Consider the following 22,714-nt stretch of genomic DNA (forward strand, 5'->3'; position numbering starts at 1 on the left):
ATTACGAAGAAAAAATGATTTGATAGGCAAAGGAATAGACAATATGCCTTTCTTTTTGAAACAGATTGTACAGGGAATATTTTTGCCTCAATTGGGTTTCAATCGCAAAAGCTTTTCTATCTTTATGTATAGCCAATTATCAATCTGAAAGTCATGTCTATTTCTACTGCTAATCTTGTCAATGAACTCATCAAGGAAAACAAAGATCACAGTTTTTTTTCCTGGGCGATTCAAGGAATACATAATCCTACCTTGATTGATCATGCCAAAGGAGTTTATCTCTATGCTAAGGAGGGGAAACGATACCTTGATTTCTCATCTCAATTGATGAATGTAAATATTGGGCATGGTAGGGAAGAAGTGACGCAGGCGGTTATCGATCAGATGAATAAGTTTAGTTATTTGGCTCCCAGTTTTGCGACCGATGCAAGAGGAAAACTGGCCAAAAAACTGGCAGAGATCAGTCCGGGAAATTTGACGAAAACATTCTTTACTCTAGGAGGAGCTGAAGCGATAGAGAATGCGATCAAATTGGCAAGGGTCTATTCGGGAAAGCATAAGATCATTACCCAATACAGGTCTTATCATGGTTCGACCATGGGAGCTATTTCAGCAGGAGGAGACCCTCGCAAACATCTGGTCGATCAACAGCAATTGAATAATATAGTAAGGGTAGAAAATCCTTATGCGTATCGTTGTCCCTGGGGAACTGATTCAGCAGAAGCATGTGGCGAAAGAGCGATAGCTAACCTCAGACAGGTCATACAATACGAAGGCCCTCAGAATATAGCAGGCATTCTTATGGAAGGAGAGTCCGGGACTTCGGGTTGTATAAAATATCCTCCTTTTTATTTGAAGAAAGTAAAGGCTCTCTGTGAGGAATTCGACCTTCTTTTTATTGCAGACGAAGTGATGAGTGGCTTTTGCAGAACGGGAAATTGGTTTGGGGTAAATAACCATGAAGTGGAACCGGATATTCTGGTTTTTGCCAAAGGAGTTACAGCCGGTTATATTCCCTTGGGAGGCCTAATCGCCAGTAAAGAAATTGCGAACTACTTTGATGATAAATTCCTTCCTCTTGGATTGACCTATTCTGCGCATACGGTTTCCTGCGCAGCTGCTTTGGCTGTAATAGATATTTATGAAAAGGAGAATTTGAATGAAAGAGCTCGGGAGATGGGTGCTTATATCGATCAGAAAGTTGAAGCTTTAGCAGCTAAACACAATTCTATAGGAGACTGGCGAAATACAGGCATGTTGGGTTGTATAGAATTGGTGAAAAATCGGGATACGAAAGAGCCTATGAGTCCCTGGAATGCTCCTTTAAGTGAAGCCATGCAAAAAGTCAAAGCCAAAATCCATGAACTGGGTATGTTCACCTTTGCCAAATGGAATTTCATCTTTGTAGCTCCTCCATTGACCATCACAAAGGAAGAAATAGATGAGGGTATGGAGATTATTAGTCTGGCTATTGCTGAGGCGGATGCTTACTGTGTGTAGGGGAAAGATTACAGTTCTACTGTCATTGCGAGCCTGTAATGCAGGCGAAACAATCTCCTTGGCTATAAAGGATTATTTGATTTTAAGGAGATTGCTTCGCCGGAAATTCCGGCTCACAATGACAGCGATGCTGATGGTATGGTTCCCTCTTAATGACATGCGTTTTGTTGCACCTTAATACTCCAACACAATCTTGCCGAAATGCTTCCCGGACTCCTGATGGCGAAAGGCATCGGCCAATTGATCGAATGAAAAGCTTTTGTCTATGATAGGTTTAAATCCACTCTGATTAATAGCTTTCACCATTCTTTCCTGCATAACTCTACTTCCGACTGCAATTCCTGAGACTTTGATATGTTTGAAGAATAGCTTGGGGAAGGTGATTTCTCCTTTTCGTCCTCCTCCAAGAATCCCAATAGAAACAACATGTCCACCTATAGCGGCAGCTTCTATTGACTGAACCATAGTACTTCCTCCGCCTACATCCAGGACATGATCAATTCCACCAGTCATTTTGAAAAGGGTCTTACCCCAACGGCTATCTTCTTTGTAATTAACTACCGCTTCGGCTCCCAAGCTCTTGAGCCTTTCTGCTTTTTCCTCTGAAGAAGTCGTAGCAAAAACCCGGGCTCCAGCAGCAAGTGCGAGTTGCATGCCGAAAATAGACATACCTCCGCTTCCTTCGATAAGCACGCTTTCTCCAGCCGTCAAATTTCCTTCTTCCATCAATCCTCTCCAGGCAGTCAGGGCTGCGCAGGGGAGGGTCGCTGCTTCTGCATAGCTATAGGTATCAGGTATTCTGCTTATGGCTTCCTGGGAAATACAGGACATTTCAGTGATATATCCATCAAAGCTTTCGCCTGATATAGATCGGGTTTTGGCTAAGCTGGCTTTTCCTTCTATCCAGTTGGGAAAGAACAATGACATTACTTTATCGCCTTCCTTCCATTTACTGACCCCTTCTCCAATGGCTACAACTTCACCTGCACCATCAGACATAGGAATTCTTCCATCAGGAACGGGAATGCCTCCTATGGCTACGAGGTAATCATGAAAATTGAGTGAGGTCGCATGCCAGCGGACCAGGACTTCACCTGCAGCGGGTTGAGGATCATTACTTTCAATGATGGCCAATTTATCCAGGCCACCGGGCTGCTTTACTACAACTGATTTCATATTGATTTTGGGAAAGGGTTATTAAGGGCGTTTTATCTATGGTCTTCGAAATTTCCTTCGCGTTTTTGCATGGAGGCAAAGACGGCTTCCATTTGATTCTTTTTCATGATGATTTTATCCTGTTCTACAGACTCCAACATCAGCCCTTCTTCTACATTCAAATAAGGAGCTTGATTGAGGACCTTTTTTGCAGTTACGATTGCGCTGGGGCTTTTTGATGCGATCTCTTTTGCCAGGGTCAAGGCATCCGCCAATGGATTTTCTGAAAGGTGGGTCGCAAAACCATATTCGACAGCCTGCTCACCAGAAAAAATACGATGTGTATAGGTTAATTCACGAATGATATCATCCCGCACGCTATGACGCATCAGTTGCGTTCCTGCCATATCCGGAATGATGCCCCATTTGGTTTCCATTACACTCAATTTGGTATCCGCTGTAATGTATTTGATGTCGGCTCCCAGCATGATTTGTAAGCCTCCTCCAAATGCAACTCCATGAACTGCAGCGATGACAGGCACAGATAATTCACGCCAGGCCCAGACTGCCTGTTGCCACATATTGGCGATGCCATGAGTCCGGGTCGCTAAAGTCGCATTTCCCGGGTTTTGTCCATTGCCAGCGCTCAAACTTGCCAAATCAAGACCAGCACAAAAAGCTCTTCCTTCACCTGTAATTACTACCACCCTGCAAGAACTATCTTGTTCTACTTTTTCAGCAGCTTCAATGATCCCCTCAAACATGGCTTTGTCCAGGGCATTCATTTTGTCCGGACGACTGAGTTTTACTATGGATATATGTCCTTGTTTTTCTATCGTTACTCGCTGTTCCATTGCTTTGTTATGTAAAGGTGAAAGAGGGAAGAATATAGCTAAATTCGATTCGATTTGGCAAAGTATACTTCTCCCTATCCTGATTTATGCTTTTTTATTAAACCGGTATATCTGTCTCTTGTTTAGCTAGCTAAAGTTTTCCTCATTCCAGCGCAATTCCTTTTTGATAGCTTCCAGTCTGCTATCCTGATTGATCAGGATAGATTCAATACCTGCTATTTCGGCAAAATCCTGAAGGTATTCTGCATCTAGTGATTCAGAGTAGCAGGTATGATGCGCTCCTCCGGAAAGTATCCAGGCAGTAGCAGCCGTCTCAAGATTTGGGAGAGGTTTCCAAAGAGCTCTGGCTACCGGAAGTTTGGGCATGTCTTCTTTGATTTCTATGGCTTCGACTTCATTTATTAGCAGACGAAATCGGTGACCCAGGTCGATCATGGAAGCATTTAATGCTTTGCCAGCTTTAGCGTTGAAAACCAATCTCAGAGGATCTTCCTTTCCCCCGATTCCCAAAGGATGAATTTCGCAGGAAGGCTTGCCACTAGCTATTGAAGGACAAATCTCCAGCATATGTGCTCCCAATACCAAATCCTGCTTTGGGTGAAAATGGTAGGTGTAATCTTCCATGAAGGAATTTCCTCCCGCTAGTCCGGTTCCCATAACTTTCATCGCACGAACCAATGCAGCAGTTTTCCAATCTCCTTCCGCTCCAAATCCATAACCTTGGGCCATGAGTCTTTGTACTGCCAAACCCGGTAATTGTGCCAGACCATGAAGATTTTCAAAGGTATCTGTAAAGGCTTTAAAGCCGCCCGCTTCCAGAAAATTTTTCAAGCCCAATTCTATGCGCGCAGCCTCCATCAGAGACGCTCTTTGAGCTCCTCCTTTCTGAATTCCGGGAGTCAGCTCATAGGAAGTTTCATATTCTTCTAAAAGCTCATTGATCTCTTGGTCCTTTACTGTATCTAAGAAATCCTTAAGATCTCCCAGTCCATAGCCATTTACAGCATATCCAAACTGAATCTGAGCGCTGACTTTATTCCCTTCGGTTACAGCAACCTCCCGCATATTATCTCCAAGTCGAGCTATTTTGAGATTTTGTGAGTCTTCCCATGCACTAGCGACTCGACACCATTTATCCAGCTTTTTGTGAAGATTACTATCTTTCCAATGAGCACTCAGAACCTTTCTTTTAATCCCCATTCTGCTACAAATAAAGCCGAACTCTCTCCCACCATGTGCAGATTGATTGAGATTCATGAAATCCATGTCTATGTCTGACCAGGGGATTTCCTGATTGAATTGAGTGTGAAGATGAAGCAAAGGTTTTTGGAGTGCCCGCAATCCTCTGATCCACATTTTTGCAGGGGAAAAGGTATGCATCCAGGCAATAATTCCAATGCAATTCTCAGCCGCATTGGCTTGAAGGATGCTGCGGTATATTTCATCAGGAGCTGTCAGTACTTGCTTGAAGACAATACGAACAGAGATGTTTTCAGAAGCATTAAGCTCCTGGCTTATGACTTCCGCATGCTTTTTTACCTGAATAAGGGTTTCTTCTCCGTATAAATGCTGGCTTCCACACAGAAACCAGACTTCATATTTTCCCATGTCGTTCATGGGAGGAATTTACACTTTTTCCAGAATGATGGCATAACCCTGCCCAACTCCTATACACATAGTTGCCAATCCGTACTGGACATCTTTCTCATGCAATTCGAGGGCAAGGCTGTGGGTGATACGTGTGCCAGAAACTCCCAGCGGATGTCCGATGGCTATGGCTCCTCCATTAGGATTTACTCTTTCATCATCATCTGCTAATCCCAACTCTCGGGTGCAAGCCAGACTTTGGGCTGAGAAGGCTTCATTGAGTTCAATAAGCCCAATGTCATCCAGACTCAAGCCTGCTTTTTTTAAGGCTTTTTTCGAAGCTTTCACCGGACCGATACCCATGATGCGAGGCTCTACGCCAACCACGGCCGAACTGACAATTCTTGCCAATGGTTTTAGCTTGTATTTCTTTACAGCATCTTCAGAAGCTACAATAACGGCAGCAGCACCATCATTGAGTCCACTGGCGTTTCCGGCTGTAACCGTTCCGTTTTCCTTGAAAACTGTACGAAGCTTACCTAAAGCTTCCATTGAGGTATCGTGGCGTATGAATTCATCCTGATCAAAAAGCAAAGGATCTTGCTTCCTTCTTGGGATATCCAGGGCCACAATTTCTTTGGCCAGTCTTCCACTTTTTTGAGCATGCGAAGCTTTCTGTTGGGACCACATGGCAAATTTATCCTGATCTTCCCGATTTATATTAAACATCTCTGCGAGATTCTCCGCCGTATTTCCCATGGCTTCTGTTCCATAAAGCTTTGCCATTTTCGGATTGATAAAGCGCCATCCGAAACTGCTATCATAGACTTTCATGTCTCCTCCAAAGGCTTTGCCGGATTTGGACATAGCTAAAGGAGCCCGAGTCATATGTTCGATTCCGCCACTAATCATGAGGTCTGCATCACCAGCCTTGATCGCGCGATTTGCATGAACAATAGAAGACATACCCGATGAACAAAGGCGATTGATGGTCTCTCCGGGAACTGACCAGGGCAATCCTGCTAACAAAAGCGCCATGCGAGCTACATTTCTATTGTCTTCTCCCGCCTGATTGGCACAACCCATGATGACGTCATCATAGGCATCTGCTGGAATGTTTCCATTTCTTTCAACCAATGCTTTAATAACATGGGCCAGTAAATCATCTGTTCGTATGCTGGATAGACTGCCTCTGAATTTCCCAAAAGCTGTCCGCAATCCATCTATTATATATGCTTCTTTCATAATCTGTTAAATCGGTATAAACAAAGGTATTAATTCCTCCGTTTTAGCAAACCCCAATAAGCTCCAGATAGAATACAGTAAATGATTTCGAAGAAAAAACAGAATAAAATTCTGTAATAGCACAACTTAGTCAAAGTTTAAGCGTAAGCTTAAAACAATTGATTTAAACACTTGTTTAAAATCGCTGTTTCATTTAACTTGCACTCAAAGAATGAATGAACATGAGTGAAATACAGCTTGACAGTACAGAGCAAAAGATAAAGGAAACGGCAAGAGTTCTTTTTCTGGAAAAGGGGCTGAGGGGAACTACCATACGAGAAGTGGCAGAAAAAGCAGGGGTAAATGTGGCTTTAGTTAACTATTACTTTCGAACAAAGAATAAGCTCTTTATTGCCATTTTCAAGGAGAAGTTTTTAACCTTTAATGAAGCGGGTTATCACATTTTAACCAATGAAGCGAAACCTTTTCTGGAAAGGATAGAAGAGTTTATTGATCATTACATTGAAGTAACACTAGCTCAACCCAATCTGCCAATTTTTGTCTTGAGTGAGCTGCATTTCAATGATGAATTGAAGGAGGTTCTTGCCAATATTAAAACGGAGACTAAGGGGAAATATCTGGGGGTTTTGCAAAAAAATATTGATCAGGAAGTCGCAGCTGGAAATATCAGGCCTGTCAATTTTATGAATTTGGAGATAAGCATGATGTCAATGATGACCTTTCCTTTTCTGACCCGAAAGATGATTACGCGGATAGAGGGATTTTCTGAAGAAGCCTTTCGAGCATTTGTGCTCAACTGGAAAGAGCATATCAAGACCATGATCTTTACTTTTTTAAAACCTGAAACACCTTAAGTTTTTTATATAGAACAGATTCTACACTCTTACTTAACGCAAATTCACTTTACAAACGCTATGTTACCTATGCGAATAAAAAGCATAAGAGACAAAAGCAAGGAGTACCAGAAGCCCGTCTTCCTCTTACTTCTTTGTTTATGCCTCTTTTATCCAGCCGTCCAGGCACAGGATAGACCCGACTATCAAATTGGTATTCTTTTAGAAGAACGGAGTGCAGAAATTGAAGCCCTCCTTCCTCAACTGCAAAAAGAGATTATTGCAGTTGTTGGAGAAGATGCCGATGTCAGTTTTCCAGAAAAATGGATCCTTTCCAATAATAATGATCTGGATCAGGCTGGCAAAAATCTGGAAATCCTAAATGGAGGACCAAATATGATCCTCGCTTTCGGAGCCATAAACAGTGTGGTTGTGACTCGACAGCAAAGTTTTCCCAAACCTACCTTACTTTTCGGAGCAGTACCCGCAGATTTTATTAGCATCGAGGAAAGAAGAGAAACTTCCGGAATCAACAATTTCGTCTATTTGGTTACCAGCCATTCTTTGAGAGAAGACCTGGATTCATTTAGGGATCTCTATGATTTCAAGGATTTAGGAATCGCTGTCAATCGAACCATCACGGAAAACCTGGAGGTGGAAAATTACCTGCAAAACATTTTCTCAGATTCTAGCCAGGGGTATACATTGATCCCTTTTTATGAGGTGAGTGATATCATTGCCGAGTTGGATGAGATCGATGCGCTCTATATTGAAGGGGGAGATTTCTTTAGTTCGGAGGAATTAGAATTGCTGGTTGGAGAATTGAATCTCAAAAAGATTCCCTCTATGACAGCAACTGCCCAACAAGATGTCGAGGCGGGTATTCTGGCAACGAAACAGAGTCGTTCAAACGTAGAGCAGCTTTTTCGAAGAATAGCCCTGAGTGTTGAAGCCGTGATAAATGGGACCAATCCTTCAGAATTGCCTCTGTATTTTGAACCACGAGAAGAACTCACGATTAATTTCAATACAGCCGAGACCTTAGGAATACCGATTCGCTACAGTCAAATCGCGCGGACCAATTTAGTCGGCGATTTGGATAAGCTGGGTGCGGAGAAGAAGTATGACCTGAAAATGTTGATGGAGGAAGTTCTGCTTTCCAATTTGGGTCTGAAGGTTAGTCAATTAGGGGTGGATTTAGTGGATCAGGATGTGCGCCTGGCTAAAAGCAATTATTTGCCAAATGTAGAAGTATCAGCTTCGGGAACCAATGTGGATCCTGCTTTAGCAGAGGTTTCCAATGGACAAAATCCTGAATTCTCTACTGCAGCCAATGCAACCCTTAGTCAGATAATTTATGCTCCGGGTGCAAGTGCAAATATCAAAATTCAGAAAGAATTGCTGGAAGCGGAAAAAGAAAACCTGAATACGGACAAGTTGAATATTATTTTCGATGCATCTACGCTGTATTTCAATACCCTTCTGGTCAAGGCAAATCTTCAGATCACCAAAAGCAATATGGATCTGACAGAAGAGAACCTGAAGTTAGCCCAACAAAGATTTGAATCCGGCCAAACCGGTAAATCAGATGTTTTGCGTTTTCAAAGTCAACTTGCTCAGAATACCCAGCAGTTTGTGGAAGGGTATAACCAGCTTCAGCAAGCCTATTTCACCATCAATCAAGTACTTAATCAACCTATCAGGAGGAGAATAGATGTATTGGATGCGAGTCTGGATGATGGCATTTACTCAGAATATAATTATGACAGAATAAAGGATATCCTGGATGATCCGAATTTGATTGAGCCATTTATCTCATTTTTGATAAATGAAGCCAAGAAAAATTCTCCAGAATTGAAATCTCTGAATTACAATCTCCAGGCAAACAATCACAATATCTGGTTGAATAAGCAGGGACGATTTCTGCCCACCGTGGCCTTGCAGGGGCAAGTACAGAGAAATATATCGAGAAGCGGAGCCGGTAGCGAATTCCCTCCTGGATTTGGAGCGATTCCCAATTCCTATTATACACTCGGCGTAAATGTATCGATTCCAATCTTTCAGCAAAATCAGCGAAATATCAATCGGCAGTCAGCCATTATCCAAAGAGAACAGCTCCTGGCGAATCAGGATAATCTGGCTTTGAATATCGATCAAAGTGTAAGTAGTGCTGTCTTGCAGGTGATCAATCAAATTGCCAATCTGGAACTTTCGAAAGTCTCTGAATCCACGGCCAAGGAAAGTCTTGAGCTTACCCAGGAGGCATATCGTCAAGGAGGGGTGACCTGGGTACAATTGATCGATGCTCAGAACAACTTTTTCCAGGCACAGCTTGCAAATGCTACTGCCGTTTACAATTTCTTAAGCAGCTCCTTAAATCTGGAGCGTAATATAGGGTATTTCTTTATCCTGAATTCATCGGAAAAGAACGAAGATTTCCGTCAAAGATTCCGCGCTTATTTCGAAAATGACTATTAATCCAAGGATCATGAAAAAAATATTGCAAATCAGCAGCCTACTATATATCGCACTTTTTCTTTCCTCCTGTGCAGAGGAAGTAAAGACTAAAAAGAAAGTTCTTCGTCCGGTTTTGTACCAGGAAGTAGGATTTGGAGATGGAGGTAGTAAACGTACCTTTAATGGAACAGCTCAGACTGATAAAGTAATCGGCTTGAGTTTTAGAAGCGGAGGAATCATCACCCTATACAATTTGAAAATCGGTCAGAAAGTTCGCAAAGGAGAATTACTGGCAAGGCTGGATAATGTTCAGGCCCGTTTGGCCTATGAGCAAGCGGTAGCCTCTTTAAATATCGCTGAGTCGCAGGAAAAAACTGCAAAATTGAGTTTGAACAGGATTCGCTCCTTGTATGAAAAGGGGAGTGCTGCTTTGAGTGATTATGAAAGTGTGAAAAACTCATATCAAAATGCCATCAATAGTTTGGAGTCTGCCAAGAGGAGTGTAGGCATTCAAAAAGAACAGATCAATTATGGCTATATATATGCCCCCCAATCGGGCGTGATCGCCAGTGTTTCTTCAGAACTGGGAGAGAATGTAAACCCGGGACAATCAGTAGCCATCCTGAATGCAGGGAGCAAGATTACCATCCAATTGGGGATTCCTGAAAGCGTAATCAATAGTGTAAAACTGGGGATGAAAGTAGGGATAGATTTTCCTGCAATTTCCGTAAAATCCTTTGAAGGAAAAGTAGCCGAACTTTCCCCTGCCTTAGACAGATCTACCTCAACATATCCTGTAGAAGTGGAGGTTCTGAATGTGAGTGAAGAGGTAAAATCAGGAATGGCAGCCAATGTCAATTTCTCTTTTGGTGCCAAGGAAGAAAAATCCCTGATGATTCCAGCAAAGTCAGTCGGAGAAGATAGTAAAGGTCGTTTTGTCTTTTTGGTGAATGATGGAGAAGCCTCAGCGACTGTCCAGAAGCAGCATATTAAAATTGGCCCCTTGCATAGCGGCGGATTTGAAGTCCTGGAAGGATTGGAAGCAGGGCAAAAAATTGCAGTAGCAGGATTACAAACCCTGCTTGATGGACAGGAAGTAAAATTATCCCATTAATCACCAAAGCCAGAAATACATGAACCTTGCAAAATTTTCGATAGAGAAAAACAGGATCACCTTTATGGTCCTGGCGACGGTGATCATCCTGGGAATATCAATGTATAATTCTCTTTCCCGGGACAGCATGCCCCCTTATACAGTACGTGTGGCAACTGTAGTAACTCAATTTCCAGGAGCCAGTCCAGAACGGGTTGAGCAATTGGTTACAGACCGATTGGAGAAAGTTGCTCAGGAATTGCCTGAACTTAAGGAAGTAAATAGTACTTCCCGAACAGGGCTTTCGGTTGTATCCGTTATCCTCAAGGATGAAGTCGGGCCGGAAGAATTACAAGCTGTTTGGGACAGATTAAGAAGGAAACTGAATGCCCTCAAAGGCTTACCCTCCAATGTAAAGCCTCGCTTGAATGATGATGGAGTAGGGGAAGTCTATGGAATTCTTCTGGGCCTCTATAGTTCAGAAGTCTCCTATGCAGACATGAAGGAATATGCGGATGATTTGCTAGATGACCTGGTTAGTTTGCCGGATGCTGCCAAAGTAGTAATTGGAGGCGCTCAGGAAGAACGGGTGTTTGTCGAGTTTGACAATGCGGTTTTGAAAGAATATGGTTTGACCTCTCAGATGCTGCAGGGAATTATTGGTTCTCTCAATATTTTAAGCTCAGGAGGCCAGGTCAATTTAGAGGACGAAAGAATCATCCTTGAACCTACGGGTAATTTCAATGATTTGGCAGACCTGGAAAATACCCTGATTCCGGTTGGGAATTCTGGTCAGTTGATCAGTCTGAAAGACATCACCAACATCCGCAAAGGATATATTGATCCTCCGGATCAATTGATACGCGTAAACGGACAGAATGCCTTGAGTCTTTATGTCAACCTCAAGGATGGAGCCAATGTAATCAAGCTCGGAGAGGATGTAGATAAAGTAGTAGAACGTTGGGAGGGGAAATTGCCCATCGGTTTGGAACTTACTCGTCTGGCCTCTTTGGATACCTATATCGACTTTAAAATCAATGATTTCATCAATAACCTCATTCAGTCGATTCTTATCGTGCTTGCAGTTATGCTCATCTTTCTGGGAGTCCGAACCGGTAGTATCATCGCCAGTTTGATTCCTACCGTAACGATAGCGACTCTGATGTTGATGGGAATCATCAATATGGGATTGAATCAGGTTACCCTGGCCGCTTTGATTATGGCACTGGGGATGATGGTGGATAATGCCATAGTGGTTGCGGAGACCGTCATGGTGAAGATGGAGAATGGAATCAAGGCAAAGGATGCGGCCATTCAGGCTTGTTCTGAGCTTTTTACTCCTCTCTTGATTTCTACGCTTACCACTTCTGCAGCTTTTCTTGCCTTTTATCTGGCAGAAACGACAATGGGTGATATCGTAGGGCCCATCTTTGTTGTAATCTCATTGGCATTGCTTTCTTCCTGGTTTATTGCCCTGACCGTAATTACTCTCTTTTGTTACCTTTTCCTGAAGGTAAAACCGAAAGGGGAATCAAAGCCGGGCCTCGTTGATCGGGTGATTACCAGCTTGAAAAGTTATTACCAGAAACTGATAATGGTAGCGCTTAGAGCAAAATACCTGGTGCTATTTTTAATTCTGGGAGCATTTATGCTTTCTCTCTATGGTTTCACCAAAATCGAATTCCTGTTTTTCCCGGATAGTGATCGAAATATGATTACGGTGGACATCAATTTGCCGCTGGGTACAAGAATTGAAAGTACGCGACAATTGATCCTGGAGCTTGAAGAGTATATGGAAGATTCATTGCGGGTAGGGGAAAATAGAGTCCATGGACTCAGGGATTGGTCTAGCTATATCGGAAAAGGTCCGGAATCCTATGACCTTGGATACACCCCTGATGAAGCCAATTCCAGTTATGCACATATGCTGGTCAACACCTCTTCTGCGGAATACAACATTGAGATGATCAGTAAAATTGATGCTTTTTGTTTCAATCATTTCCCAAATGCAGACATCAAAGTATCAGCTCTTGCTGCAGGTGGAGGAGGAACTCCCATTGAGATCAAGATATCCGGGGATGAGCCAGATAAATTGACAGAGATAGCGGAAAGTGTAAAACTGAAATTGAGCAGTGTATCGGGAACCAAGAATGTTAAAGATGACTGGGGCCCAAAGAGCAAAAAGTTTGTAGTCAATATTGATCAGAATCGGGCACAGGCAGCTGGGATCAGTAGCCAGGATATCGCTACTTCCTTACAAACCGTTTTGGATGGATTTCAGACCGGAGAATTTCGGGAAGATGATAAGTCCATTCCCATTATCATGCGGGGACAGGGATCACAACAGCAAAGTTTGGAAAGTTTGGAAACCCTCAATGTTTATGGTCAAAGTAGTGGGCGAAATGTCCCCCTCATTCAGGTGGCCGACATCATTCCGGAATGGCAATATGCCAAGATCAAACGTTCGGATCTGGAACGCACGATCAATATTTCCTCTGAGCTACGTGCAGATGGAAATGCAGCGGCCATCACAAATGTAATCACACCCTGGTTGGAGGCTGAGCAAGCCAATTGGGACGAAGGATATGAGTATAAGCTGGGAGGTGATGCAGAGAACACTGCTGAAAACATGGGAGCTGTAATAAAATACCTCCCGATCTCAGGCTTCATCATTGTCCTGCTGCTAATTATTCAATTCAACTCCTTTCGGAAAATGGCTTTGGTGGTTTCTACCATTCCTTTGGGAGTAATAGGAGTAGTGATTGGTTTGTTGATCTTTCAAAAGCCCTTTGGTTTTATGCCATTTCTGGGAGTTATCTCTCTGGCGGGAATTGTGATTAATAATGCCATCGTACTGATAGATCGAATAGAAATTGAACAGAGAGAATTCAAACGATCGATTCATGACTCTGTAATTGTCGCATGTCTGCAACGCTTCCGTCCCATTTTGCTAGCAACTTTTACCACCGTACTCGGATTGATTCCCTTGTACATCAGCGGAGGAGCTATGTGGGAAGGAATGGCAATTTCAATTATGATTGGACTACTTTTCGGAACTATAATAACCCTGCTGTTTATTCCTTCATTCTATAGCATACTGTTTCGCGTAAGCTATAAGGAGTACAGCTTCAATGAAGAATTACTCGATGTCTGAGAATAGTTTATATGAGCGCTTGTATTCGCATCGCTTTGAATTATTTTTTGTCAGTCAGTTAAGTATTTTATTTGGATCTCTGGTGGTACCACTGGAGATCCATATAAATTACCTTTCCCCCATTTTATTTTTATTCAACCTCTTATGCGGGGTATTACTCATTTCCAAAAACAGAAAGCTCTTTAGAATCTTTGTGGTTTTATTTGGGATGGGAATTCTTGTTACGGGTGGAAATCCATTATTGGGCCCGAAATTTTTTGAAGAAACCAAGTTTACAGAGTTTTCGATTTACTTCATATTCTATTTCATAGTCACTATCCAGATCATCAAGCAGGTCTGGAATACGGTGGAGGTAGACAAAAATGTGATCATGGGTCTGATGTGTGGCTATATTTCATTGGGATTGCTTGCCTTTTTTCTCTTTTTCAGCATTGAACTGGCAAATCCCGGCTCCTTCAAGGGCATCAATATGTATAATGAAAGTGGAATGGCAAAAGCAGATTCCCTGTTGTACTATAGCTATATCACCCTCTTAACTATCGGATATGGAGAAATATTCCCCATTTCGCCCGTAGCACAAAAGGCTGCCATCCTGATCGGATTAGTAGGACAATTTTACTTTGTAATTATTACAGCAGTGGTGGTGGAGAAATATATCCGCCACATTCATGAGAATAAGGAGGAATAAGCTAAAAACTCTCCCACCATTTGTTCCGATCATCCTTGGTATAATCCAGCAATTCACCAATTTGAGGGTGGTGAATTTTCAAACCTGATTTGTCTGCTTCAGATACAAACCTTGTAATCGGATCGGTCCAGCTATGTAGAGCCAGGGCAAAACCTCCCCAATGAACAGGCATGGCTTTTTTTACTTTTGCGTCCAGGGCAGCCTGAACACTTTCTTCGGGATACATATGGATTTGGTGCCAGTTTTCATTGTATTGGCCGCATTCCATCCAGGCAAAATCAAAGGGACCAAGTTTTTCGCCTACTTCCAGAAAATGCTTACCATAACCCCCATCTCCACTAAAATATAGATTTTCCTCAGGGGTTCTAAATACCCAACCTCCCCAGAGAGATTTAGCACGATCCGTTAAGCCTCTACCTGAGAAATGTCGACTAGGGGTAAATGTGATTCTGATTTCCTGGAAGTTTTCGGCATCCCACCAGTCAAATTCCTTGATGTTTTCTTTAGGAATGCCCCATTCCACCAAATGTCTTCCTACTCCCAAAGCGACAAAATACTGCTTTACTTTTCCCTTGAGTTTTTTGATGCTGGCGTAATCCAGATGATCATAGTGATCATGAGTTATCAAGACCAAATCTATTTCCGGTAACTCCTCTATAAGTGCCAGACTTTCTTTAGAAAACCGCTGGGTTTTAAAGGGAGCAATAGGAGAAGCATTATCCCCCAACATTGGATCAATGAGGATATTGTAATTCATGATCTTCATCAACAATGCGGAATGTCCATACCAAATGGCTTTTGAAGTTGAAGAAGTTTGAAGAAAATCTTCTTTCTGAAATGCTTGTATCGGGAGAGCAGCTGCTGGTTCGCGATTTTCTTTCTCAAAGAATTGCTTGCGAAGAAATTCAGGGAGATTCGACCAACTGAATTCCATGGTGGTTTCCTCCAGATTGAGAAATTTCTTTCCGTCCCATTGGGGGGATTGGGCATAAAGCGCTCTTTGTGCTTTGCTCGGGCTTGCGCCAAATTGCTTGAGATATTCCATAAGAAAAATTCGAATTTCTGAGGCAAGTTAAAATCGCCGGACCTTTCTCTTGTATCGATTTTACTTGTACTTGAATATATTTTCCGGCTGTCTAACTGAAATGCTATAAAACAGGAAGAATTTTGATCAAATATAGATTCTTGCAAAATTTTCTCTCTTAAAACATAGAGATTTTAGCATGATATCGATTTTGAAAGGGAAATGGTCTATAAATAATCCGATTACCAAAAGAATTTTCTATATTTTGGCTTAGCTATGTTTATTTAACACTACCAAATTCACCTTAACATTATGGCTACGTTTAATCTGAAGGTTAACGGAAAAGAACATCAGGTAGAAGTTGCGCCCGATACCCCGGTTCTGTGGGTATTAAGAGATCATCTACAACTGGTGGGAACCAAATTCGGTTGTGGTATGGCTCAATGTGGAGCTTGTACTATACATGTAGACGGAAATGCAATGCGTTCATGTTCCGTTCCGGTTCAATCTGTTGCCGATAAGTCTCTGACTACAATTGAAGGTCTTTCCGATAAGGGAGATCATCCTTTACAAGAAGCATGGATCGAGCATGATGTACCGCAGTGTGGCTATTGCCAGGCGGGACAAATCATGAATGCTGCAGCTTTTCTCAAGGAAAACCCCAATCCAACTGATGAAGAAATTGCAACTGCGATGAATGGAAACATTTGCCGTTGCGGAACTTATCTACGAATCAAGGCTGCTATAAAAACTGCTGCCAAAAATATGAGCTAAATCCTCCGCTTTCTTTATCATTTTCATCAACATGACATTAGTAAAAACATCAGTAAACCGTAGATCCTTTTTAAAGGCTTCCGCTATGGCTAGTGGCGGAATGGTGCTCGGATTTAGTTGGTTAGCTTCCTGCGCGCCTACCCCTGAGCAAATAAAAAGCCCTCCTAAAGAGTGGTTCAATATAAATGGCTTTTTGAAGGTGGGAGATAATGGTATGGTTACCATTATGTCTCCAAATCCAGAAATTGGCCAAAATGTAAAAACCTCCATGCCTATGATCATAGCCGAAGAGCTGGATGTAGACTGGAGAGATGTAGTTGTAAAACAAGCAGGCCTGGATAAGGTCAATTTCAGTCGTCAGCTGGCTGGTGGTAGTCAATCTATCCGTCAAGGCTGGCAAAGCCTCCGTATGGCAGGTGCTACTGCAAGACGGATGCTGATGGAAGCAGCTGCTCAACAAATGCAAGTACCAGTTGCTGAATTGAGTACAAATGCAGGCACAATTTCCCATGAAAAAAGTGGAAAGTCTGTAGGATACGGAGAAGTAGCTTCCCTGGCAGGGACTATGACCGTTCCGGAAGAAATAGAACTTAAAGATCCTAAGGATTTCAAAATTATCGGAACCAGCCGCAAAAATGTGGATGGGAAAGATATCGTAACGGGCAAGCCTTTGTATGGCTTAGATGTCCAGCGGGATGGAATGAAAATCGCAATGATTGCTCATCCTCCGGCATTTGGATTGAAATTGAAATCTTTCGATGCCAGCAAAGCCAAAGCAATGCCCGGTATCCTGGATGTATTTGAAATAAATACTGCCCCTGAAGACCGACAATGGTCCGACACCAATGCATTTACAAACTTAGTTGCTGTAGTTGGTAATTCGACCTGGGAAGTAATGAAGGCCAAACGGGCCCTTGAGATTGAATGGGAAGAAGATTCTAAATTAGAGAGCAGTATCAATCATGAGGAAACCCTTAGCAACTTTGTCGAAAGCGGTAAAGCCAAAGCAAGCCGTAAGGACGGAAATCCTGCAGCTGCATTTGCCAATGCTGCTAAAGTGGTAGAACGTACGTTCAGTGCTCCTTTTCTGGCGCATAATACCATGGAGCCGATGAATTTCTTCGCCCATGTAACTACAGATAAAGCAGAACTGGAAGGTCCTATTCAGACCCCGGAGTTTATGAGCAAATCGGTGGCTTCTTTACTGGGTATTCCTGAGGAAAATATTTCCATCATGATGACCCGGATGGGAGGTGGATTTGGACGGAGGTTGTACGGACATTTTGGTCTGGAAGCTGCTGCCATATCTCAGAAAGTAAATGCACCCGTAAAGCTGGTATATACCCGTGAGGATGATATGACTCAGGGAACATATAGACCGGCTTATAAGGTTAGCTATAAGGCTGGATTAGATGAGAATAATAATTTGGTTGCCTTTCAAGTGAGAGGAGCCGGAACGCATGGTAGTCCTCTTTTTGCCAATCGTTATCCTGCGGGAGCTGTCGATAATTATATGGTAGAGGAATTTGCCAAAGATTCTAATATCTCTACGGGGGCATGGCGTGCTCCTCGCTCCAATTTTATTGCTTGTGCAGAACAATCCTTCCTGGATGAAGTAGCTGAAGCTGCCGGTAAAGATCCTATTGAATTCCGTTTGGAGCTATTTGATAGAGCGATCAAGAACCCGGTAGGTGAAAAGAATGATTATGATGCGGAAAGATATGCCGGAGTATTGAAACTGCTTAAGGAGAAATCCGGCTGGGGCAAAGAAACACCTGGTGTACATAGAGGAGTATCAGCCTATTTCTGCCATAATTCTTATGTAGCACAGGTTGTAGATGTAGTGATGGAAGATGGGCAGCCGAAAGTCCAAAAAGTTTGGTGTGCGGTTGATTGTGGAATCGTGGTGAATCCGGATGCTGCTCTGAACCAAATCGAAGGAGGTATAGTTGATGGAATCGGTCATGCGATGTATAGCGGACTTTCCTTTACAGATGGGAAATCCGATCAAAGCAATTTTGATAAGTACCGTTTGATTCGACATCGCGAGGCTCCAACAGAGATAGAGACCTTCTTTGTAGATAATGGTATCGATCCTACCGGATTGGGTGAACCATCTTTGCCACCCGTTGCTGCGGCATTAGCCAATGCCTTGTACAAAGCGGATGGAGAAAGGCGTGCTCAGCAACCCTTTATGAATGAAGAATTGAGAAACCGTTACAAATTGAACGTAACGGGTTGATCCTGATACAAATTATCAAAGCCCGGCAATATTGCTGGGCTTTGTTTTTTATTCGATAAAAGAAGGGAAGCGTAATCTTTTCTTTCTGTTTACATTCCTCAAAAGCTATGTCTACTACAAATCACCGAAGAAATTTTCTTCGGAAATTCCCATTTGCTTCTCCCTCAAAAGATAAAAGCATTAAACAGGTAGTCGCTGCCTGGCCCTTCATCAATGCGGGTGAAAAGTGGTCTCCGGAAGTGTTTGTGAAGCATGTGAAAAATCTCGGAGTATCCGGGGTTGAATTGCTGGATATTGAACACTGGAATTTACTCAAAACCCATGATTTGGTCTGTGCCGCTACTAAATCTCACGGTTTTGTAAGAGGGATGAATAATAAGGGACATCATCCCGAATGTTTTCAGGCCCTTGAGAAATCTATCAAGGCAAGTTCAGCTGCTGGCTTTCCCAATGTCATGACCTTTACAGGAATGGCAGATACTTCTCAGGAAAAAAACGGCAGCAAAGTCAGTCCAGAAGAAGGGATGAAAAACTGTATAGAGGGGTATAAAAAAATGGCAAGTCTGGCTGAGAAAGCAGATGTATGCATGATTTTGGAACCCCTCAACTCCAAAGTCACAGAGAACATGAAAGGGCATCCCGGATATCAGGGAGATCATGTGTCTTTTTGTATGGAGATCATCAAGGCTGTTGCTTCCCCATCCCTGAAACTTTTATTTGATGTGTACCATATCCAAATCATGGATGGAGATATAATTAGTCAGATTAGAAAACATATAGAGTATATCGGGCATGTCCAGATTGCAGGTGTTCCCGGAAGGGGAGAGGTAGGCTATCAGCAGGAAGTCAATTATGCGGCAGTTATGAGAGCCTTGCTGGAGGAAGGATATTCGGGTTATGTCGGTCATGAGTGGATTCCAACAGCTGATCCTCTGAAAGGCCTTAAGGAAGGCATTGGAATTTGCGATGTCTAACTTCCCTCTTTATTTTGTTACTCCTCATAAATTGCTTGTAAACATGCTACTACGAACTTTATTAATATGCCTCCTGGCTGCCTTCCTTTCTTCCTGTATTTCGAAAAAGGAAGCAGACAAGGAAATAGACAAGAAGCCTCCCAACATTCTTTTTATTCTGACAGATGATGTCGGTTGGTCGGAAATAGGTTTCAATAGTGAAACAAAGAAATACACCCCCAATATCGACAAGCTCCGGACAGAAAGTCTGAGTCTGACGCAATTTTATGTGCATTCGGTATGTGCGCCCAGTAGAGCTGCCTTTCTTACTGGTAGGTATCCATTCAGGACCTGGTCAGATTGGCGGTCGGAGGACTTTGGGAAACCCAGCTATTTGGAAAAGCTTGAACTCACTTTGGCCACTAATGAAGATGGGGATGAAACCCGTCGGATTCATGGCCTTGATACAGAAGAAAGAACCATAGCAGAAGCCCTAAAAGAAGTAGGCTATACAACTGCAATTACCGGAAAATGGCATGCAGGAGAATGGTTGCCTGAACATCTGCCAATGGGTCAGGGCTTTGATCATCAGTATGGGCATTACGCCTGGGGCATAGATTATACCAATTTTAGTATACCCCATAATTCGCCTGCCAGATATGCGGTTTATGATTGGCATAGAAATCAGCAGCCTGTCTATGAAGAGGGCTATAGCACAGATCTGATTGCTGAAGAAGTAGTCAATCTTTTATCCCGCCATAAAAACGAGCATGGAGAGAAGCCTTTCTTTTATTATGTACCCTTCAATGCAATTCATGGTCCTTTTGAGGAAATCCCCCGATATGTGGAGGAATATGGAAAACGATATGCTGCATTGAAAATCCTCGATGAAGCAGTAGGTTCAATCAATGCGGCTCTGGAAGAGCAAGGCCTTAGTGAAAATACATTGCTGGTTTTCGCCAATGATAATGGCGGGATTCGCGATACGATGAATGCTCCCTATCGCGGAACCAAAAACACCAATTATGAAGGGGGGGTACGTGTGCCCTGTTTGATGCGTTGGCCGGGCAAAATCAAGCCCAATAGCAGTAATGCCGGACTCATGCACATTACAGACTTATTTAGCACCTTCGCCAGCATTGGAGGAGCCAGCCTGGAGCAAACTCGACCTCTTGATGGAAAAGATATGAGTGAAGTAATTCTGGTGGGAAAAGAAAGCCCTCGGGAAGAGATCATTTTTGATGTTTCCGGATGTGTACGCTTTCCTGCCATTCGCAAAGGCAAATATAAATTGACCGGAGAGGAGTTATTCGATCTTGAAGCTGATCCTTTCGAAAAAATGGATATAGCTGCTCAGTTTCCGGATATAGTAAAGGAGCTTAAAGAAAGAGTAGATGCTTTTGGGAAAGAAAGGCCTCCCATGCCTGATATGAATTTGCTGATGTCGCCTGCTTTGCCCTGGGTATATGGGCAAATGGAAAATGAGCAAGTGCCAGATTGGCTCATAAAGCATATGGAAGCTATCCGTGCCAAACAACCTAAAACATGGGCCGAAGGAGAAACTCCCTGGCCTCAAGCTCCCAAGGATGGGAAGATCATTTATAAAGGAGATGGAAGATAGCTAGCACCAGGATTAATTTAAGAATTATGGAAATCCAGAGAGATCTTTCTTTACATCATGAACTCATATCTGATCTTTTCCCTAAAATTTCAGCTAAAAAAGCCTGGGAAAAATATAGACTCAGTGATTCTCAAATTGAGTTTTTCGAGGAATTTGGTTACCTGCCAAATATCAAACTCTTAGAAGAAAAGCAGGTCGACAGGCTAAAGGAAGAATTGGCAGAACTCAGAGAGCCTTCACACCCCGGGCATGATCTTTTTTATGAGTTTCATAGCAATGAATCCGAAGATCCGAATTCTGTCCTCTTCCATTCTCTCGGGCACTGGCGCATAAGTGCTGCTTTTCATGATGTTTTGTGGAATCCGCGTTTTGTAGTGGCTGCCAGCCAGTTGCTGGGAAGTCGGGCGGTAAGATTCTGGCATGATCAACTCTTTTGCAAACCGGCCTATCATGGAGGAGTGGTTGCCTGGCATCAGGATTATAGTTATTGGACACGGACAGGACCTATGCAACATTTGACTTGCTGGGTGGCTCTTGACCATGCAAACTCAGATAATGGCTGCCTCAATTATATTCCTGGAAGTCATAGATGGGAATTATTAGATCGGACCCGTTTAGCCGGAGACATGGATGCTTTGGAGAGATCTCTTACAGAAGAACAAAAAGCCCAATTTGGAAAAAAAGTTGCTATTGAGATGCCTGCGGGTTGTGGCACTTTTCATCATCCCTTGATGGTACATGGATCTTTCGAAAATAAATCCCCACGTTCCCGGCAGGCATTTGTCCTCAATGTGTTTGCAGATGGAACCACTTCTAAGTCAAATGAAGAATTGCTGGCTGGAGTTCCAGTTATTCAGAAAGGGAATAAAATGGAGGGGCAATTTTTCCCTTTACTCTATAATCCTCCCGCAGATGTCAGTAGCATGAAATAAGTTACTTTTTTGTATCCTTACTATTCAATATCTGATTATGACTTCTGAGCAAAGAACCCAATACCTCAAATATTTAAACGAAAGTTCGACATCTGTTTTGCAAGCCCTCGAAGCAATCCCTGCAGAGCTATTTACAAAGAAACCCAGCCCGGATAACTGGTCTGCAGCCGACGTCATGGAGCATTTGCTCAAAGTAGAATCTTTAATCATAGATAATTTAGCTAAGATTGGTCCGGATCCTATCAATTCTGCAATGGTGGTGACACTTTCTGATGAGGAGGTACTGAAAAAAGCCTCAGATATCGAAGAAAGGTCTCAGGCAAGGGAAGGTTCCCTTCCGTCTGGATTGTTCAAAAAGAAAGAAGAAGCTATCGAAGCTTTTAAAGAAAGACGCAGCCAAAGCCAGAAATTTATTGAAGAAACTGATGCAAATCTTGCCTCCTTTAGTTTCCCACATCCCCGTATGGGCCTCATGAGTGGAGGCAATTGGCTAGTGTTTGTTTCAGGTCATAGTCTGAAGCATGTCCCCCAATTGGAATCGATTTATAGAGAGTTGCTCGAAGGGAAATAAAGGAAAAGATATACACATCCACCTAAAATAG

Annotated in this window: 17 protein-coding genes; 12 read left to right on the forward strand and 5 right to left on the reverse strand. The window is 42.8% G+C overall.

Annotated elements, in window-relative coordinates; all coding sequences use genetic code 11:
- Window positions 1–153: 153 nt before the first annotated feature.
- Entirely contained in the window at window positions 154–1,500 is a 1,347-nt protein-coding gene (locus R8P61_09590) for an aminotransferase class III-fold pyridoxal phosphate-dependent enzyme (GenBank protein ID MDW3647306.1), read from the forward strand.
- A 174-nt stretch (window positions 1,501–1,674) separates the two neighbouring features.
- On the opposite strand, the gene R8P61_09595 is transcribed toward R8P61_09590, so the two are convergent.
- The 4 genes from R8P61_09595 to pcaF form a co-directional block, all read right to left on the reverse strand.
- Entirely contained in the window at window positions 1,675–2,676 is a 1,002-nt protein-coding gene (locus R8P61_09595) for an NAD(P)-dependent alcohol dehydrogenase (GenBank protein MDW3647307.1), read from the reverse strand.
- A 32-nt stretch (window positions 2,677–2,708) separates the two neighbouring features.
- On the reverse strand, window positions 2,709–3,509 hold the full coding sequence (locus R8P61_09600; GenBank protein ID MDW3647308.1) for a crotonase/enoyl-CoA hydratase family protein: 801 nt from the start codon (window positions 3,507–3,509) through the stop codon (window positions 2,709–2,711).
- A gap of 126 nt (window positions 3,510–3,635) precedes the next feature.
- Window positions 3,636–5,126 (reverse strand): L-arabinose isomerase, encoded by a 1,491-nt coding sequence (gene araA / locus R8P61_09605; protein ID MDW3647309.1) that lies wholly within the window; start codon window positions 5,124–5,126, stop codon window positions 3,636–3,638.
- A 9-nt stretch (window positions 5,127–5,135) separates the two neighbouring features.
- Window positions 5,136–6,341 carry a 3-oxoadipyl-CoA thiolase gene (gene pcaF / locus R8P61_09610; GenBank protein ID MDW3647310.1) on the reverse strand — a complete coding sequence of 402 codons (1,206 nt, stop codon included), beginning with the start codon at window positions 6,339–6,341 and terminating at the stop codon, window positions 5,136–5,138.
- Window positions 6,342–6,562: 221 nt separating this feature from the next.
- Between pcaF and R8P61_09615 the strand changes: the two genes are divergently transcribed.
- The 5 genes from R8P61_09615 (at window position 6,563) to R8P61_09635 (ending at window position 14,566) form a co-directional block, all read left to right on the forward strand.
- Window positions 6,563–7,195, forward strand: a complete 633-nt coding sequence (locus R8P61_09615) for a TetR/AcrR family transcriptional regulator (protein ID MDW3647311.1) — start codon at window positions 6,563–6,565, stop codon at window positions 7,193–7,195.
- Between the two features lie 69 nt (window positions 7,196–7,264).
- Window positions 7,265–9,652, forward strand: a complete 2,388-nt coding sequence (locus tag R8P61_09620) for a TolC family protein (protein MDW3647312.1) — start codon at window positions 7,265–7,267, stop codon at window positions 9,650–9,652.
- Window positions 9,653–9,662: 10 nt separating this feature from the next.
- The gene (locus R8P61_09625) at window positions 9,663–10,745 is read left to right on the forward strand and encodes an efflux RND transporter periplasmic adaptor subunit (protein MDW3647313.1); all 1,083 of its coding nucleotides are present in this window, start codon (window positions 9,663–9,665) and stop codon (window positions 10,743–10,745) included.
- Between the two features lie 19 nt (window positions 10,746–10,764).
- Entirely contained in the window at window positions 10,765–13,878 is a 3,114-nt protein-coding gene (locus R8P61_09630) for an efflux RND transporter permease subunit (protein ID MDW3647314.1), read from the forward strand.
- Window positions 13,871–14,566: a potassium channel family protein gene (locus R8P61_09635; GenBank protein MDW3647315.1), complete on the forward strand. Its 696-nt coding sequence runs from the start codon at window positions 13,871–13,873 to the stop codon at window positions 14,564–14,566. Before R8P61_09630 ends, R8P61_09635 begins: the two co-directional genes overlap by 8 nt.
- A 1-nt stretch (window position 14,567) precedes the next feature.
- Here the strand turns inward: R8P61_09635 and R8P61_09640 are convergent, their stop codons facing one another.
- Entirely contained in the window at window positions 14,568–15,611 is a 1,044-nt protein-coding gene (locus R8P61_09640; protein MDW3647316.1) for an MBL fold metallo-hydrolase, read from the reverse strand.
- A 291-nt stretch (window positions 15,612–15,902) separates the two neighbouring features.
- On the opposite strand from R8P61_09640, the gene R8P61_09645 reads away from it, so the two are divergent.
- The 6 genes from R8P61_09645 to R8P61_09670 all read left to right on the forward strand — a co-directional run bounded on the left by R8P61_09645 (window position 15,903) and on the right by R8P61_09670 (window position 22,683).
- Window positions 15,903–16,364 carry a (2Fe-2S)-binding protein gene (locus tag R8P61_09645; GenBank protein MDW3647317.1) on the forward strand — a complete coding sequence of 154 codons (462 nt, stop codon included), beginning with the start codon at window positions 15,903–15,905 and terminating at the stop codon, window positions 16,362–16,364.
- Window positions 16,365–16,395: 31 nt separating this feature from the next.
- Entirely contained in the window at window positions 16,396–18,606 is a 2,211-nt protein-coding gene (locus tag R8P61_09650; protein ID MDW3647318.1) for a molybdopterin cofactor-binding domain-containing protein, read from the forward strand.
- Window positions 18,607–18,713: 107 nt separating this feature from the next.
- Entirely contained in the window at window positions 18,714–19,580 is an 867-nt protein-coding gene (locus R8P61_09655) for a TIM barrel protein (protein ID MDW3647319.1), read from the forward strand.
- A gap of 43 nt (window positions 19,581–19,623) precedes the next feature.
- Window positions 19,624–21,180, forward strand: coding sequence for a sulfatase-like hydrolase/transferase (locus R8P61_09660; GenBank protein ID MDW3647320.1), 1,557 nt, complete (start codon window positions 19,624–19,626; stop codon window positions 21,178–21,180).
- Window positions 21,181–21,206: 26 nt separating this feature from the next.
- Window positions 21,207–22,112: a phytanoyl-CoA dioxygenase family protein gene (locus tag R8P61_09665; GenBank protein MDW3647321.1), complete on the forward strand. Its 906-nt coding sequence runs from the start codon at window positions 21,207–21,209 to the stop codon at window positions 22,110–22,112.
- 37 nt (window positions 22,113–22,149) lie between these two features.
- Window positions 22,150–22,683 carry a DinB family protein gene (locus R8P61_09670; GenBank protein MDW3647322.1) on the forward strand — a complete coding sequence of 178 codons (534 nt, stop codon included), beginning with the start codon at window positions 22,150–22,152 and terminating at the stop codon, window positions 22,681–22,683.
- The last annotated feature ends 31 nt before the right edge of the window (window positions 22,684–22,714 follow it).

This window comes from Bacteroidia bacterium (genome assembly GCA_033391075.1).
Taxonomy (GTDB): Bacteria; Bacteroidota; Bacteroidia; order J057; family J057; genus JAWPMV01.

Excerpts from the sequence above, each read along its gene's own strand:
- R8P61_09590 (MDW3647306.1), top strand. The coding sequence starts at position 154 with ATGTCTATTTCTACTGCTAATCTTGTCAATGAACTCATCAAGGAAAAC.
- R8P61_09595 (MDW3647307.1), bottom strand. The coding sequence starts at position 2,676 with ATGAAATCAGTTGTAGTAAAGCAGCCCGGTGGCCTGGATAAATTGGCC.
- R8P61_09600 (MDW3647308.1), bottom strand. The coding sequence starts at position 3,509 with ATGGAACAGCGAGTAACGATAGAAAAACAAGGACATATATCCATAGTA.
- araA (MDW3647309.1), bottom strand. The coding sequence starts at position 5,126 with ATGAACGACATGGGAAAATATGAAGTCTGGTTTCTGTGTGGAAGCCAG.
- pcaF (MDW3647310.1), bottom strand. The coding sequence starts at position 6,341 with ATGAAAGAAGCATATATAATAGATGGATTGCGGACAGCTTTTGGGAAA.
- R8P61_09615 (MDW3647311.1), top strand. The coding sequence starts at position 6,563 with ATGAGTGAAATACAGCTTGACAGTACAGAGCAAAAGATAAAGGAAACG.
- R8P61_09620 (MDW3647312.1), top strand. The coding sequence starts at position 7,265 with ATGCGAATAAAAAGCATAAGAGACAAAAGCAAGGAGTACCAGAAGCCC.
- R8P61_09625 (MDW3647313.1), top strand. The coding sequence starts at position 9,663 with ATGAAAAAAATATTGCAAATCAGCAGCCTACTATATATCGCACTTTTT.
- R8P61_09630 (MDW3647314.1), top strand. The coding sequence starts at position 10,765 with ATGAACCTTGCAAAATTTTCGATAGAGAAAAACAGGATCACCTTTATG.
- R8P61_09635 (MDW3647315.1), top strand. The coding sequence starts at position 13,871 with ATGTCTGAGAATAGTTTATATGAGCGCTTGTATTCGCATCGCTTTGAA.
- R8P61_09640 (MDW3647316.1), bottom strand. The coding sequence starts at position 15,611 with ATGGAATATCTCAAGCAATTTGGCGCAAGCCCGAGCAAAGCACAAAGA.
- R8P61_09645 (MDW3647317.1), top strand. The coding sequence starts at position 15,903 with ATGGCTACGTTTAATCTGAAGGTTAACGGAAAAGAACATCAGGTAGAA.
- R8P61_09650 (MDW3647318.1), top strand. The coding sequence starts at position 16,396 with ATGACATTAGTAAAAACATCAGTAAACCGTAGATCCTTTTTAAAGGCT.
- R8P61_09655 (MDW3647319.1), top strand. The coding sequence starts at position 18,714 with ATGTCTACTACAAATCACCGAAGAAATTTTCTTCGGAAATTCCCATTT.
- R8P61_09660 (MDW3647320.1), top strand. The coding sequence starts at position 19,624 with ATGCTACTACGAACTTTATTAATATGCCTCCTGGCTGCCTTCCTTTCT.
- R8P61_09665 (MDW3647321.1), top strand. The coding sequence starts at position 21,207 with ATGGAAATCCAGAGAGATCTTTCTTTACATCATGAACTCATATCTGAT.
- R8P61_09670 (MDW3647322.1), top strand. The coding sequence starts at position 22,150 with ATGACTTCTGAGCAAAGAACCCAATACCTCAAATATTTAAACGAAAGT.